14 protein-coding genes are annotated in these 13,401 nt (G+C 54.1%); 5 read left to right on the top strand and 9 right to left on the bottom strand.

The window, feature by feature from the left end; all coding sequences use genetic code 11:
- Positions 1-120: 120 nt before the first annotated feature.
- A complete protein-coding gene (locus tag BLP79_RS09575; RefSeq protein ID WP_090218464.1) occupies positions 121-540 on the bottom strand; it encodes a hypothetical protein in 420 nt (139 codons plus the stop codon).
- Between the two features lie 74 nt (positions 541-614).
- Here BLP79_RS09575 and BLP79_RS09570 point away from each other — a divergent pair, with 74 nt between their 5' ends.
- Positions 615-1,025: a MerR family DNA-binding protein gene (locus BLP79_RS09570; protein WP_090218462.1), complete on the top strand. Its 411-nt coding sequence runs from the start codon at positions 615-617 to the stop codon at positions 1,023-1,025.
- A gap of 95 nt (positions 1,026-1,120) precedes the next feature.
- On the opposite strand, the gene BLP79_RS09565 is transcribed toward BLP79_RS09570, so the two are convergent.
- Together BLP79_RS09565 and BLP79_RS09560 are read right to left on the bottom strand one after the other, a co-directional pair.
- The gene (locus tag BLP79_RS09565; protein ID WP_170830478.1) at positions 1,121-1,834 is read right to left on the bottom strand and encodes a hypothetical protein; all 714 of its coding nucleotides are present in this window, start codon (positions 1,832-1,834) and stop codon (positions 1,121-1,123) included.
- Between the two features lie 376 nt (positions 1,835-2,210).
- Positions 2,211-2,837: a DnaJ domain-containing protein gene (locus tag BLP79_RS09560; RefSeq protein ID WP_090218458.1), complete on the bottom strand. Its 627-nt coding sequence runs from the start codon at positions 2,835-2,837 to the stop codon at positions 2,211-2,213.
- 106 nt (positions 2,838-2,943) lie between these two features.
- Between BLP79_RS09560 and BLP79_RS09555 the strand changes: the two genes are divergently transcribed.
- Positions 2,944-3,198, top strand: a complete 255-nt coding sequence (locus BLP79_RS09555) for a BolA family protein (protein ID WP_090218457.1) — start codon at positions 2,944-2,946, stop codon at positions 3,196-3,198.
- A gap of 7 nt (positions 3,199-3,205) precedes the next feature.
- On the opposite strand, the gene BLP79_RS09550 is transcribed toward BLP79_RS09555, so the two are convergent.
- Positions 3,206-3,721, bottom strand: a complete 516-nt coding sequence (locus tag BLP79_RS09550) for a DUF4177 domain-containing protein (protein ID WP_090218456.1) — start codon at positions 3,719-3,721, stop codon at positions 3,206-3,208.
- A 116-nt stretch (positions 3,722-3,837) separates the two neighbouring features.
- On the opposite strand from BLP79_RS09550, the gene BLP79_RS09545 reads away from it, so the two are divergent.
- Both BLP79_RS09545 and BLP79_RS09540 read left to right on the top strand, forming a co-directional pair.
- Positions 3,838-5,139, top strand: a complete 1,302-nt coding sequence (locus BLP79_RS09545; protein WP_090218454.1) for a hypothetical protein — start codon at positions 3,838-3,840, stop codon at positions 5,137-5,139.
- The gene (locus BLP79_RS09540; RefSeq protein WP_090218452.1) at positions 5,132-5,458 is read left to right on the top strand and encodes a hypothetical protein; all 327 of its coding nucleotides are present in this window, start codon (positions 5,132-5,134) and stop codon (positions 5,456-5,458) included. The genes BLP79_RS09545 and BLP79_RS09540 overlap by 8 nt, the downstream gene beginning before the upstream one ends.
- Positions 5,459-5,582: 124 nt before the next feature.
- Here BLP79_RS09540 and gatB read toward each other — a convergent pair whose 3' ends face one another.
- The 4 genes from gatB to BLP79_RS09520 all read right to left on the bottom strand — a co-directional run bounded on the left by gatB (position 5,583) and on the right by BLP79_RS09520 (position 9,469).
- A complete protein-coding gene (gene gatB, locus BLP79_RS09535) occupies positions 5,583-7,094 on the bottom strand; it encodes an Asp-tRNA(Asn)/Glu-tRNA(Gln) amidotransferase subunit GatB (RefSeq protein WP_090218450.1) in 1,512 nt (503 codons plus the stop codon).
- Between the two features lie 141 nt (positions 7,095-7,235).
- Complete coding sequence (locus BLP79_RS09530) at positions 7,236-7,964, bottom strand: substrate-binding periplasmic protein (RefSeq protein WP_090218449.1); 729 nt, start codon at positions 7,962-7,964, stop codon at positions 7,236-7,238.
- Between the two features lie 250 nt (positions 7,965-8,214).
- A complete protein-coding gene (locus BLP79_RS09525; protein ID WP_090218446.1) occupies positions 8,215-8,940 on the bottom strand; it encodes a substrate-binding periplasmic protein in 726 nt (241 codons plus the stop codon).
- 79 nt (positions 8,941-9,019) lie between these two features.
- Positions 9,020-9,469, bottom strand: coding sequence for a hypothetical protein (locus tag BLP79_RS09520; protein WP_090218444.1), 450 nt, complete (start codon positions 9,467-9,469; stop codon positions 9,020-9,022).
- Positions 9,470-9,670: 201 nt separating this feature from the next.
- Here BLP79_RS09520 and BLP79_RS09515 point away from each other — a divergent pair, with 201 nt between their 5' ends.
- Positions 9,671-12,007: a Tex family protein gene (locus BLP79_RS09515; RefSeq protein ID WP_090218442.1), complete on the top strand. Its 2,337-nt coding sequence runs from the start codon at positions 9,671-9,673 to the stop codon at positions 12,005-12,007.
- 9 nt (positions 12,008-12,016) lie between these two features.
- Here the strand turns inward: BLP79_RS09515 and BLP79_RS09510 are convergent, their stop codons facing one another.
- On the bottom strand, positions 12,017-13,336 hold the full coding sequence (locus BLP79_RS09510) for a hypothetical protein (RefSeq protein ID WP_090218440.1): 1,320 nt from the start codon (positions 13,334-13,336) through the stop codon (positions 12,017-12,019).
- Between the last annotated feature and the right edge of the window lie 65 nt (positions 13,337-13,401).

Genomic DNA, 13,401 nt, shown 5'->3' with positions numbered 1-13,401 from the left:
TCTGAGATGTAAGAGCAAGGGGGCACGGCGTATCTGATACAATCAGAGGTGCGATTGCGTCATTTGGCATTACCAAATAGGTCCAGCTGGCGTGACAGTATTTGGCAGTATGACGCAAATTTAGGCAAGTGGCTCTTGGTGTTGGCTGCTTCGCTTACCCAATAGCTGCAGGGCAGCAAGAGCCAGCTCAGGCAGGAGGAAGCCTAAAAGAATAGGGCTGATGCCATGCCATAGTGCCCATATCATCGCAAAAGAGAACAGCAACCGACCGATGCCGTCAAACACCGCCAACCGCACATCATCCAGATAAAGCCGCGCCGCCGCCCAGATAATCACAACAGCCCCGAAGAAATTGCCAAACAAGACCGCATGCACGTCAAGCTGCGGCAAAGGAGCAAGGCCAAGCCCGTTGTTTAAGGGGGTAAAGACGGCGCTCCACAGCAGCCCCATTGTCATCGGCAACGCAAAAGGCCAGCTGACCAGCAGGTCATACCAGGCGGAAAACCGATAAATCTTGTGAAATGTCTTTGCTGAAAACATGAATTGCCCTTCCTTTTTGGGTTGGGGCAAGAGATAAACCTTTGACCATGGTCTAAGGTCAAGGGAAAACATCAATGCAGATCGGTGAACTTGCCGCCAAAACCGGTGTCAGCCGTGATACCTTGCGCCTTTATGAGCAACGCGGGCTGATACAATCTATACGCAGGCCGAATGGGTATCGCGATTTCGACCCGGCCGTCGCCAGATTGGTTTTGCTGATCAAGCAGGGCCAGCAGCTTGGGTTTAGTCTGGCCGATATGGGCACCCTTATTGCTGCGCGCGCGGGTCAGGGCATGACCGCAGCGGAGACGGCGGCACTTTTTCAACAAAAGATCACGGAGCTTGACCAAAAGATCGCGCAGATGCAGCATATGCGTGAAAATCTGCTTTCCATGATGCAGCAAGCCTGCCCCTTGCAGATCGCAGATCATCCGGGCAGCACCAAGGCTAAAGACAATAGAGAGCGCGGTTTGCGCCTCCTTTGATGTATCGATTTTGGGTCTGGAGACTTAAAGCTGGGGTGGTCTTTTGCTTCCGCAACTTCAACCCTGCGACGATCCATCGTGACGACGGCTTTGCCTCATCTTAGCTCTCCTTTGAATGCCGCTAGAACCCGCTGTATGGCGTCTTCTTTGCGGTTACTCATTGACCATTCCGAGTGGTTTGTGGCCTGATTCTCAGCTTGGATCTGTTCGGCCCCGGTGCGCAGATCAACTGTGCGATAGGCGTTTTCGGTATCGGCAGCCAAAACGCTGGAATACACGGTCACTTGCCCTGATGGCGCATGATTGTACTGACTGCTGCGATGTGCCCACAGATCTGCGCGCAGCGCGTCACGGTCTGCATGGCTTCGTCTGGGGATCGGTCTGGCTGTCAGGTCATGATCCGCCGCATAAGTGTTATAGTACGCAGATTTCGACAAGTTCTCTAGGGTATCAATAACCCGCATTTGCGCGTCAACAACCCCGGTGATCATAGTGTCTGGAAACTTTTCAGCGTCGGTTTTGAAGTGTTGTGACCCGATGTAGATGGTCCAAACCGGAGATGCGGTTCTGCTTGTGGCAAAATCCTGCAGACTATTGACATGTGTACGAAATGCATCTGCTTTTTGTATGCCAGATACGGTTTGCGTGAGCTGTGCATCAACCCTGATGATCTCCTTAATCTCTTCCAGATTTATAATCGCGCCACTCTCGTCAAATTCGAGCATGGGTTGCGAAGGAGGGGTATAATCTTGCCAAGTTTCTGGATACCGATCAGGGTGGTTTCGCCGCTCAATTTCAAACTGTGACACTTGATCTTCAAACGACGCTGTGAGCTCAATGACCCACGCCTGTGTCAACGACCTGAGGGAGCCTAATTTCCCTTTTAACGAAGGTGACAGTTCCGCACGAGATGGCGCAGCATATGTGTCGATATGCGGCGCAGCGTGGCCAGATTGATACCTACTGGCGCGATCAGCACTGATGTGCGTTGTTTGAGCCCGTGCGGAGTAAACCCGCGTGTTGATGTAAGAATGCTGTGTTGAATGAATATACATCATTGACCATCCCACTTTTGAATAAGGGACAACGTGTGGATGTAAATCTAAGATTGGGTTTGCGCCCCGTCAAAGCAACGCAAATAAAGAACCAATGAAAAACGGCCCCGAAGGGCCGTTTTTTAGTGTATTACTTAAAGCTGCGGCTGTCTTTCAGCTGATCCCAGGCCCAGCGAACCTCTTGCAGCTGTTCTTCCTGGCTGCGATCACCCCCGTTCATATCGGGGTGCAGAACCTTGATCAGCTTTTTATAGGCCTTGCGGATGTCGGCCTTGGACCAATCGTCTTTTGCTTCCAGAACCTCTAGCGCGCGGCGCTCATTGGCGGGCAGGCGGCGGCCTGCAGCCTGGCCGTTTCGTCCCGGATTTTGCGTCGCATTCTGGCCCAGGACCTGATGCGGATCCTCAATGCCCAACCGGGCCCAGGCACGCGCTTCGGGATCGCCCATCGGCTTGGTCTCACGCTCCCAGACCTTGTCTTTGGACTGCTGCGCGTTCAGCTCAGCCTCGGTGGTGCCTTCAAAGAAGTTCCAGCTGTTGTTGTATTCGCGGATATGTTCCTGACAGAACCAGTAGAAATCATCCAGCACATCAGGTGCCTTGGGCGCGCGGAATTTACCGGGCTTATCGCAGCCCGGCTTATCACACACACGTACGGAGGTCTCAGACGCCCCCGAGGTGGCGCGCCGTCCGCGCGGATTTTTCTTTTTGGCAGAGCTTACGGACATATCGAAACCGAAAGGATCTGATTTGCTCATGGGGGTGCACCTTCTAGACGCATCTGTTCGACTCGGGATCGAGAGTTTAAACTAACTCCCGCCAGATAGAAGGGGGCAGAGGAAATTTTATGGAGATGAGTGAAAAATGAGCATGCGCGACGACATCGAACAGCGCCTGAAAGCGGCCTTTTCCCCAGCTGAGATCTCGGTCTCAGACGACAGCGACCAGCACATCGGCCACGCAGGCCACGACGGGCGCGGAGAAAGCCATTTCTCGGTCAAAATACGCGCAGCCGCCTTTGCGGGGCAATCCCGTGTGCAGCAGCACCGCAGCGTTCACAAGGCCCTGGGCGATATCGTGCCGCGCATTCATGCGCTGGCGCTGGACATCGGCGCCTGACCCCTGATTATTCGCCGTCCGGCTGGCGCTGTGCGGCGCGGCTGCGCAGCGCTTGGGTGACGCCCACAACCGGGCTCACCTCTTCCACGCCATCATCTTTCAGCATCGTTGCGGCACCGGGGCCGGGGACTGGTGTTGCGGTGGGCGGTGCTTCGGGATCGCCTGCTGTGGCTGTGAGGGGCGGCGCGGCAGAGACTGCAGGGGCCACATGCACCGCATCTGGCACCACCTCAGGCGCGGGTGCGGCAACAGGCGCTGGTGCGACCACAGGCGCCTCTGCCACCTCCGCCACAACAGCGCGGCGAAAGATCAACACATTGCGCCAATTGGTTGTTGACCCGGTCAGCCCCGTGCGCTCGTCCGAGGGCAGCAACTCGGCCCGCTGATACTCCCAACCCTCAAGCGCCAGCTCGTTCAGCAGGATCTCAATCGAATTGGAAAACCGCCCCTCGGGCGAACGCACGCCCTTGGCTTTGGTTCCCTTAGAGGGCGCTGGGACAACTTTATATTCATAGGCTTGCATGGGGGTGCTCCTGTTTGCTGCAGGTTTAGCCATTCTATCCCCCCCGTCAAGCAAAGCCCTTGCCCAACCCCCTCCCCACAGGCAAAGTCCCCCTATTGAAGACAAAGGATTGGCCCATGGTGGCGATTGAAGAGATTGTAGATAGCGAAACGTTTAAGGCGTGGCTGGAAGAACAGCCAGAAGAGCACCGCCACGATATTGCGGTTGTGCTGGCCACACGTTGCGCCTTGCGTGTCTTTCCGGTGTGGGGTGCAGCACTGCATCAAGATTGGGCGCGGGAGCGTGATTTTACAGCACTCCCTGTTTTCAGGGCGCTTCTTATATCCGGTGTTTCCTACAAAATACCAACATCGGATACAAGGACCGCTGCCTACGCCGCCTACGTCTACGACGCCGCTGGCGCTGACGCCCATGCTGCTGCCGCCTACGTCGCAGCCGGGGCTGCCGCGGCTGCCGGAGCCTCCTACGATGCCGCGGCCAGTGCCTCCTACGATGCCGCTGCCAGTGCCTACTACGATGCCGTCGCCTCCACCTCTACCTCCGCCGCCTCCGCTGGCGTTAATATCTGGGCGACCTTGCGCACGGATATTGCGGCAATGGAGCAAGGTTATGATTTGATGCAGTGGCGGCTTTGGCAGGATTACATACCAGGACCTATGGTCAGATCTTGGAGAGCGGCATCTGACTGGTTCACACGTACGCCGGGGCATGAATTTATCCGACACTGGTACAATGCTCTTGTCGCGGGACGTCCCTTAACCGGGGATTGGGATAGTCATTGGAAAATGTTGGAAGAGATCGCGCTGATCGATCCCGAGGACTGGGACAAAGGCGAAACCAGCGCAGGCGCGGTAGAGCTGGCTGCGATCATCGCGGAGATTGAGGAAAAATACAAAACCCTGCCAAAACCACAGGGCAACCTTGCGGAGGACGCACTTGCGCTTACGCAGCGCAATGAACAGGTGTCTGTAAACCCGAAGACCGGCAAGTTGCATGTTGAGGCGCGTGACCCGTTGCCGCAAGTGCTTTATGATCGAATGCAGCGAAAGCTAAATCGTGCTTTGCGGAAATTCGACCGGGTCGAGGGCAACGGCGCTTACTTCCTGCTCTATCAGGATACGCAAGACTGGCATCTTGATATCAATCAAACCGGAAACCTACCGACAGACCTTTATGAAATCTGTGGTGAGATCGTCGCGCATGTCAAACGGCGCGACCGGAATGGTGAAATTCCTGATGCAAAAAACCGATACGTTAATTGCAGGGTTCGTGGAGATCGTTCAATCCGTCGGGGTCGAGATCTACAGCGCCGATTCAGAAACGCGGGCGTTTGTCGAACGCGTTCAATCTCTGATGCCAAATACCGCACTGGAAGAAGAGACTGTTGCGCTCCTCAAAACGGCTCAGTTTGTGGGTGAACACTCTGATCCCGGCGCGCTTTCAGATCTGCCAGAGACGGGTAAAAAAATATTGGCACCTGTGGAGGATGAACAAGACCTTGTTCAGCATAGCCAGCGCGTCACATTTGTAGGGCGGCTCTTGCGCGCAATGGTCGCTCTCGGGTGGAGCTTTACAGAAAACGCTTTCAAGGCCGCAGGAACCAGCGCAGGGAAAACGATAGGAACGACGGCGGGTGTCGCGGCAGTTGCTGCATTAGATGCGGCAAGCCTTCAGGTTCTCACCCCTTACTGGCAGTCAGCACTCAGCGCGATTTTCAGATTTCTCGGACTTGGGTGAAACCACATGCAGCGAGACGGTGCACAGGCGGTGCACAAAGGGTGCATGGATGTCACCCCCTCAAAGTCCCATGAAAAAAGGCGCCTCAATAGAAGCGCCTTTTGTTGATTTGAGGCGTGCGGAATTATCCCTTCAGCTTGGCCGCAACCAGCTGGTTGACCGCCTTTGGATTGGCCTTGCCGCCGGTGGCTTTCATCACCTGACCCACAAACCAGCCCGCCAGTTTTGGGTTCTCTTTGGCCTTTTCCACCTGCGCTGGATTGGCCGCGATGATCTCATCTAAAGCCGCCTCAATCGCGCCGGTGTCTGTCACCTGTTTCATGCCACGTTCTTCAACGATTTCAGCAGGATCGCCGCCTTCGGTGTAGACGATTTCAAACAGATCTTTGGCGATTTTGCCCGAGATCGCATCTGAGGAAATCAGATCAATAATTCCGCCCAGCTGTGCAGGCGAAACAGGGCTTTCGGTGATGTCTTTGTCGTCTTTTTTCAGACGGCCAAACAATTCGTTGATCACCCAGTTGGCGGCCAGTTTCCCGGTGCGCCCCTGTGCCACCTCTTCAAAATATGACGCCGCGGCAACCTCAGCGGTGAGCACTGATGCGTCATAGTCAGTGAGCGAAAACTCACTGATAAAGCGTGATTTTTTCTGGTCGGGCAGTTCGGGCAATTTGGCCGCGATATCATCCACCCAGTCCTGTTCGATCTCCAACGGCAACAGATCAGGGTCAGGGAAATAGCGGTAATCATGCGCTTCTTCTTTGGACCGCATAGACCGTGTTTCGCCCTTATCTGGATCATAAAGACGGGTCTCTTGATCGATTTTGCCCCCGGCCTCGATGATGGCAATCTGGCGGCGCGCTTCAACCTCGATCGCTTGTTGGATAAAGCGCATGGAGTTCATGTTCTTGATTTCACACCGGGTGCCCAGATGGGAGAAATCGCCGGTTTCCTGGAATTTCTCATACTGACCCGGCAGACACACAGAGACGTTCACGTCCGCGCGCAGGTTGCCGTTTTGCATATTGCCGTCACAGGTGCCCAGATACTGCATGATCTGGCGCAGCTTTGCGATATAAGCCGCAGCTTCTTCGGGGCCGCGAATGTCGGGCTGCGAGACGATCTCCATCAGGCAGACACCGGTGCGGTTCAGGTCCACAAAGGACATGTTGGGATCCATGTCATGAATGGATTTACCCGCGTCTTGCTCCATGTGGATCCGTTCCACACGCACATTGCGCGCAGTGCCATCCCCCAGTTCAACCAGCACTTCGCCTTCGCCTACAATGGGATGATAAAGCTGGGAAATCTGGTAGCCTTGGGGCAAGTCAGGGTAGAAATAGTTCTTGCGATCAAAGGCGGACCACAGGTTGATCTCTGCTTTCAGGCCCAGACCAGTGCGCACGGTTTGTTCGACGCAGAATTCATTGATCACGGGCAACATGCCGGGCATCGCTGCGTCCACAAAAGCGACGTTTGAATTGGGCTCGGCTCCGAATTTGGTGGAGGCGCCTGAAAACAGTTTCGCATTAGAGCTGACCTGGGCATGTACCTCCATGCCGATGACCAGTTCCCAGTCATGCTTGGCGCCCGAAATCACCTTGGGCTTGGGGAGTTCATATGTCAGGTCGAGCATTGTCGCTGTCTTCCTTTGATCCATGTGTTCTCTGCGTTCTAGGCCTGTGCGGCGCAAGGGGCAAGGGACAATGAAAGGCCACGGGAAAAAGGGCACCGCGAAATTGCGCTGCCCCTGCCAAATTTAGCGATGTGTGAGGGATCAGTTCAGGTATTTTGCCAAGATCGCATCATAGGTGCCGTCAGCTTGAAGCTCTTCCATGGCTTTTGCGAGCGCTGCAGCGGTGTCTGCGTCAAAGTCTTTATGCGCGGCAAGCCAAAGCTGTTGTGATTTGATCGGGGAACCAACTGTTACGCCGTTGGGGTCCAGCCCTTCCTGTTTCAGCGTGTAGAAGAAGCGATGGTTCAATGTGAACCAAGCATCCGTGCGCCCCGCATCCAGCAGACGAATTGCGGTGATTGTGTCTTTGGTCACGGTCAGGTTTTCAAAGCCTTCAGCATGCAGTCGCTTGTCGCGCGGTGTGCCGCCCATGATTGCAATACTTTTCAGACCGCGCGCCTGATCAAGTGAATCGATGCTTGAGCTTTTGGTCGCAAAGACTTCATCGGCGACCAGAAGTTGGGAGACCCATGCGTAGATATCTTCGCGCGGGGTTGTCCGGCTGGTTGGGAGTAACAGGGAGTTGGGCGTTTGTTGAACGGTGCTTTGGGCGCGTTTCCAAGGCATGTATTCGATTGTGATATCAATACCTGCGCGCTTGCCCATTTCGGTAACGAGTTCATGCGCAATCCCCTGCGGTGCACCACCATTTTCCATCGTATAAGGGGGCAACGTGCCAGTATAGGCCGTGATCGTCTCGGCTTGAACTGCAGTTGTAAAGAGACCTAGGGCCAAAGCCAGGCTGGTGCGAAGTGATGAGCGTTTGAACATCTCGAATTTGCCTTGTGCAAGTGTGTTTGTATAGTGCTGCCAGGCAGGCAGTCTCTTGCGGAGTAAAGGTTTTTTATTGCGGTAGTCCTAACTTTGATCATCCAAAGTGATCGAGAAATTAAAACTTTAGAGGATCTTGCGTAAAAGTGCGTAAAAGGGCGGGTTCAGCGCTACGTGGTGCGTCTGATTGAAATAAGTAAAGACGCCAGTTGGGCGTCTTTTCATAGTGATGACTGGATCAAATATCGAATTAGTTCAGGTATTTTGATACAATTGCCTCATAACTGCCGTCCATGCGCATCTCTCGTAAGGCGTTGGTAAGGGTTTCAGAGACTTCCTTGTCGAATTCCAGGTGGGCAGCTAACCAGAGGCTTGAGGTTTGTATTGGCGCGCCAATGGTAACGCTTTTCGGATCTAACCCTTCAGCCTTCATTGCATGAAGCACACGGTGATCGAATGTGTACCATGCATCTACCCGATTGCTGCCAAGCAATCGTGCCGCAGCTGAGGTGGTTGTGGCTGAATAGATATTTGTTAGTCCAAGGGCACTGAGTTGTTTTTGTTTTGGAGATCCATCAAGAACTGCAATTTGAGAGAGCTGTCTTGCCTCGTCTATTGAATTTACAGGGGCAGAGGTCGTTGCAAAAATCTCGTCGGTCGTAAGGAATTCTGTGACCCAATGGTAGAGCGGCTCGCGCGCGGTGGACCGCCCAGCCGTAAAAAGTAAGGTATTTGGTGTCTCTTGAACAAAGACTTGTGCCCGTTTCCAAGGTACATATTCAATCGTAATTTTTACGCCGGCACGATTGGCCATTTCTGTCAGGATTTCATGGGAAATCCCCGGCATTTCTTTTTCAGTGCCAAGAGTAAACGGGGGCAAGACAGCTGTATAGGCTGTAATCGGCTGAGCCGTCGTCGCTGTGCCAACGCATAGCGACCCCACAAGTGATAATAGTTTAACCCATTTTCTCGTCATCTATGAAATCCCCATTTTCCAAAAAACTAAGTCCAGTGTGCCGATGAGGTATTTATGATGAGCTAACGATGTATCTTTTTTAGGGGTGCAGCGTGACGCGAATATGGTCCCCTTGAGATTTGGCCGAAAAACGGGCGTCTTGATTGGTTGCACAGACATAAACGGCATTAAATTGGGTCTTTGATTGCACCGGGCCGGAAAAGGCATGTAGCAGTTCTGATGTCTTAAGGCCTGTATCGTCAAAATAGGCGATCAGGTATTGATCTTCGGGGACGGGCAGCAGTCCAGCCTCTGAAAGGGCTGTGTTTTCGGTGCTGTGCTGAGCCTGCAGCGCGTCTGTATTGGGGGACAGCTGGCATATGGTCGTAATGCCCTGCGCGGCGAGTGTGTTGCGCGCAGTGTTTTCTACTTCCGAGTTGCTGAGCTGAGACAAAGCGCTCCAGTTCAGTGGTGCGTCTTGCGCTGTCGCAATATCAGCAAAAGACGTGAGTGCCGCGGTGCAGACAACGAGGGTCGTGAGATGCTTCATCAGGCAAAGGCCCTTATGTATCGGTCTAAGATTAAAACTGTGGTTTGGAGCAATAATAAAAAGGTTAATGTGCGCGGTGCAACAATGTTTCGCAGGGAATGCCATGTGGCGTGCTGCTTGGAACACAGAGCTGTGCTTTCGCCTTGGCCAATACGTTTGGTAACGCTAAACAGGTGATCCAAATATCTGTAGGAGAAGACATTGGACACCTCTGTTCGGATTGCCCAGACCATTGCAACTGAGATTAATGCTGCAGCCAAGCAGGTAAATGCAGCCGTGGAATTGCTGGATGGTGGCGCAACCGTGCCCTTTGTTGCGCGTTACCGCAAAGAGGTTACGGGCGGTTTGGATGACAGCCAGTTGCGCCAGCTGTCAGACCGTCTTGTCTATCTGCGCGAGCTTGAGGCGCGGCGCTCCACAATTCTTGAGAGCATAAAAAGCCAGGACAAGCTGACCGCCAATTTGGCAAAATCGATTGCGGCGGCTGAGACAAAAGCGCAGCTTGAAGATATCTATCTTCCCTACAAACCTAAACGCCGCACGAAGGCGATGATAGCACGTGAAAATGGACTGGAACCGTTGCTTGAGGCGATTTTGGCAGACCGGATGGCCCCGCCTGAGGCTTTGGCTGAGGCCTATCTGAACGAGACGATCACGACTGTAAAAGATGCCTTGAATGGGGCACGCGATATTCTGACAGAGCGTTTGACAGAACAGGCCGATTTGTTGGGACGTTTGCGTGGTTTCATGCAGGATCACGCAGGGCTGACCGCGAAGGTGATTGAGGGGAAAGAAGCTGAAGGTGCAAAGTTTTCAGACTATTTTGCACATTCAGAGCGCTGGGCAGATGTGCCGTCACACCGGGCCTTAGCAATGTTGCGCGGGGCCAATGAAAACATTCTCACGCTGGATATTGCCCCCGATGAAGAGGGTATAGCGCGGGCCGAAGCGATGATCTGTGCCGCCCTTGCCATAAAAAGCCAAGGCGCCGGGGACCTGTGGCTGCGCAAGGTGGCAGGCTGGACTTGGCGGGTGAAACTGTCGCTGTCTTTGATGCTGGAACTGATGAGCGATCTGCGGAGCCGTGCGCAGAATGAAGCCATCCATGTCTTTGCCAGAAATCTAAAGGATCTGTTGTTTGCCGCACCTGCTGGAGCCAAGCCAACTCTTGGACTTGATCCCGGCATTCGCACCGGAGTGAAAGCGGCCGTGGTGGATGCGACGGGCAAGGTGCTGGCAACAGAGACGCTGTATCCGTTTCAGCCCAAAAATGATCTGCGCGGCGCACAGGTTGCGATCACCAAATTGATTGCCCTTCATGGCGTTGAATTGATCGCCATTGGCAATGGAACCGCCAGTCGTGAGACGGAAAAAATGGTGGCAGAGGTGTTGCAGCACCTGCCTGCCAAAGTGAAAAAACCAACCAAGGTTGTGGTTTCGGAAGCGGGCGCGTCGGTCTATTCGGCATCAGAACTGGCCGCGCGAGAGTTCCCGGATCTGGATGTTTCACTGCGTGGCGCAGTGTCCATCGCGCGCCGCCTTCAAGATCCTTTGGCGGAGCTGGTCAAGATCGAACCCAAATCCATCGGTGTGGGGCAATATCAGCATGATGTGGACCAGCATAAATTGTCCAAATCGCTAGAGGCCGTGATCGAGGATGTGGTGAACGCAGTGGGGGTTGATCTGAATATGGCCTCTGCCCCGTTGCTGACCCATATCTCGGGTCTTGGCCCGGGGCTTGCTGAGGCGATTGTTGCGCATCGGGACGAAAATGGTGCCTTTCGGTCGCGCAAAGAGCTGTTAAAGGTTGCGCGTCTTGGTCCCAAAGCGTTTGAGCAATGCGCAGGTTTTCTGCGGATCCGCGATGGGAAAGAGCCGCTTGATGCCTCATCCGTCCACCCTGAAGCTTATAAAGTTGCGCGTAAAGTGGTCGCGGCCTGTGGCCGGGATATTCGCCAATTGATGGGAGATGGTGCCGCGTTAAAAGCCCTAAACCCTGCTGATTTTGTCGAAGAGAGTTTCGGTCTACCAACTGTGCGCGATATCTTTGCTGAGATTGAGAAACCGGGTCGCGATCCGCGGCCCAGTTTTGTCACAGCCAGTTTTAAAGAGGGTGTTGAGACAATTACAGATCTCAAGCCGGGCATGGTTTTAGAAGGCAGCGTGACAAATGTGGCTGCCTTTGGCGCATTTGTTGATATTGGTGTGCATCAGGACGGTTTGGTACATGTCAGCCAACTGGCGGATAAGTTTGTCAAAGACCCGCATGAAGTTGTAAAAACCGGCCAAGTCGTGCGCGTGACGGTCACAGAAGTGGATGTGGCGCGCAAACGTATTGGACTGACGATGCGCAAAGATGGCGGCGCTTCCGCAAAAGAAACACGGGATGCGCGCGCGCAGGCAGGCAATCGGGATAAGCCAAACACACATCGTAACAAAGCCCAGCCCAACCGCGGAAAAGCCATTCGCAAAGAGCAAAGTAGCGACAGTAACGGCGCGCTGGGGGCTGCATTGATGGATGCGTTCAAGAAGACTTAGTCATGCGCCCTAGCCAGCGGCCAGCTCTACGCCTGCCGGGGTGTAGGTAACAGTTTGGCCGCTGCACAGTTCCGATGCAAAAAGGTCTGCGAGGTAATGGCGTGCTGCATCTTTGCCGCGGGAGGCAAACCGTGCAAGGGATGTGTCAGGCAGGTTGTTCGCAAACCCTTTCGAGGCATGAGCCCAGGTGAGGGGGTGAATTTCGCATAAGCGATTGCGCGCCAACCATTCAGCCATGTCTGACAGCTCTGTTCGTAGCTCTGCTCCAGTGGGTTCCTCTTCGAGGCTACGTTTGGCTGCAACACCGCAATAGGCTGTGATTAGATTGATGGTGGCCTGATTGGGGTCTTTGGCAAGGATATCCTGAAGACCTTCGACAAAAAGCGAAACATCAAGTTGGGAGGCCGCCTGAGCGTCACATAAGAGCGCGTCAAAATAGACCCAAGTATACCCGCCCATGCCCCAGATAGTTTCTGTGCGTGCAGCGGTGCGTCGGGCCTCAAGCTCTAACGTGTCCCATGATCCGCCGACCTGTGGCAACAAAGCTGTGCCAAGTGCGCGCATATGGCGGCTGTTTTCAGGCGCCAGATCAATTAGTGCAGCATAGGCATCTGCAACCTCAAGCGCTGGGGCTGGGAAATGGGGGTAAAGCGCGCATTTTGCAGCAGCGATCAATGGGCTGTTCAGGATCTCGCCCTCTAATGGGGTCAGTAAGGACGCGGCGCGGCTAAAATGGCGCTGGGCGCGCTGTTTGTGCGTGCGGGCGCAATAGTGAGCCCCTGCTTTTGAGCGCCATATCCAGCCCAGATCAATATGCGTCAAAGCGACAAGCGCTGTCATCAAAGCGGGTTGGCCAAGGTCAAGACGTGCCGATTCCAGAGCCATCACGCCCTGGATAAGCGCCCGATCCTCTGTACTATGATTTTCACTTAATGCGTGTTCTACCGCATTGACCACGTCGCCACGCGCCCCAAAAGCGATGAGATCAGAAATAGGTTGTCCGCTTGCGGTGATGGTTCCTGCGTGTTCGGCTTGTTTCAGTTCGTGAACCAGATCCTCCCATCGATCCTGACGCGCAAGAAACAATCCGCGCTCTCTGGCTTGGGAGGCATCGTGTTCATCTTTATCAATGTCACGGATATTGATGTGCAAACGTGCATCATCTGGGCCGGTTTCGTCAAAAATACTTGTTTCTGTGGAATGTAGTATCGCGGGGGTACGCTGTCGTTTGCTCAACTTGGCCAAGAGTGAGGCTGTCAATCGCTCTGCTACGAGGTTGCTTTGAAAGCGTGCAACGGGAATTCGGTTGGCGAAGGGCAATTTCAGCATGAAGTAGGGTCCGCTCTTTTGGCAGCTTCTTTGATCATGCTAAGATCGGGGGGCTTTGGGGCGCA

This window comes from Epibacterium ulvae (assembly GCF_900102795.1).
GTDB classification, from domain to species: domain Bacteria; phylum Pseudomonadota; class Alphaproteobacteria; order Rhodobacterales; family Rhodobacteraceae; genus Epibacterium; species Epibacterium ulvae.
The sequence above is the reverse complement of the archived record's forward strand: the minus strand, read 5'-3'. Positions and strand labels throughout refer to the sequence as shown.

Excerpts from the sequence above, each read along its gene's own strand:
- BLP79_RS09545 (WP_090218454.1), top strand. The coding sequence starts at position 3,838 with ATGGTGGCGATTGAAGAGATTGTAGATAGCGAAACGTTTAAGGCGTGG.
- gatB (WP_090218450.1), bottom strand. The coding sequence starts at position 7,094 with ATGCTCGACCTGACATATGAACTCCCCAAGCCCAAGGTGATTTCGGGC.
- BLP79_RS09560 (WP_090218458.1), bottom strand. The coding sequence starts at position 2,837 with ATGAGCAAATCAGATCCTTTCGGTTTCGATATGTCCGTAAGCTCTGCC.
- BLP79_RS09510 (WP_090218440.1), bottom strand. The coding sequence starts at position 13,336 with ATGCTGAAATTGCCCTTCGCCAACCGAATTCCCGTTGCACGCTTTCAA.
- BLP79_RS09525 (WP_090218446.1), bottom strand. The coding sequence starts at position 8,940 with ATGACGAGAAAATGGGTTAAACTATTATCACTTGTGGGGTCGCTATGC.
- BLP79_RS09550 (WP_090218456.1), bottom strand. The coding sequence starts at position 3,721 with ATGCAAGCCTATGAATATAAAGTTGTCCCAGCGCCCTCTAAGGGAACC.
- BLP79_RS09530 (WP_090218449.1), bottom strand. The coding sequence starts at position 7,964 with ATGTTCAAACGCTCATCACTTCGCACCAGCCTGGCTTTGGCCCTAGGT.
- BLP79_RS09575 (WP_090218464.1), bottom strand. The coding sequence starts at position 540 with ATGTTTTCAGCAAAGACATTTCACAAGATTTATCGGTTTTCCGCCTGG.
- BLP79_RS09570 (WP_090218462.1), top strand. The coding sequence starts at position 615 with ATGCAGATCGGTGAACTTGCCGCCAAAACCGGTGTCAGCCGTGATACC.
- BLP79_RS09520 (WP_090218444.1), bottom strand. The coding sequence starts at position 9,469 with ATGAAGCATCTCACGACCCTCGTTGTCTGCACCGCGGCACTCACGTCT.
- BLP79_RS09555 (WP_090218457.1), top strand. The coding sequence starts at position 2,944 with ATGAGCATGCGCGACGACATCGAACAGCGCCTGAAAGCGGCCTTTTCC.